The sequence below is a fragment of the Paraburkholderia sp. BR10954 genome, assembly GCF_040965775.1.
Classification (GTDB): domain Bacteria; phylum Pseudomonadota; class Gammaproteobacteria; order Burkholderiales; family Burkholderiaceae; genus Paraburkholderia; species Paraburkholderia youngii.
The window spans coordinates 1-548 of the sequence record NZ_JBFRCK010000214.1 but is presented as its reverse complement, the minus strand read 5'-3'; the positions used below and the strand labels follow the sequence as shown (position 1 = coordinate 548).

1 pseudogene is annotated in these 548 nt (G+C 62.6%); it reads left to right on the top strand.

Annotated features, from left to right (window positions below):
- A pseudogene (locus AB4Y34_RS41940) lies at nucleotides 1-548 on the top strand (IS110 family transposase); the annotation flags it as partial.

Sequence of the window (548 nt, the reverse complement as noted above, 5' to 3'; positions counted from 1 at the left end):
TGGTCTATACCGGCAACTGGTGCAGAAGGGATTCGACTGCATGGTATGTGCCCCGTCGCTGATTCCGAGGAAACCAGGCGAGCGGGTCAAGACCGACCGCCGCGACGCCCTCAAACTCGTGCGCTCGTTGCGCGCAGGTGATCTCTCGTCAGTCTACGTGCCGGGCGTCGAAGATGAGGCATTCCGGGATCTGGCCCGGGCGTGGGCTACCGCCAAAGCGGATCTCAAACACGCGCGTCAGCGGGTCAAGTCCTTTCTGCTCTCTCACGGTGTTCGTTATACCGGCAGCGCCAACTGGGGTCCGGCACATCGAAGGTGGATCAGCACCTTTGCGTTCCCCAACCACTGGCAACAACTGGCCTTTGACGAGTGCCGCCGTGCTGTCGAAGACAGACTCGCACAATGCGACCGCCTCGAGGCGGCACTACGCGAGGCTGTCGTCAACTGGCGCTTCTATCCGGCGGTACTGGGCCTGCAGGCAATGCGGGGCATTCAGTTCACCACGGCCGTAGGCATGCTCGCCGAACTCGGCGACCTGTCGCGATTCG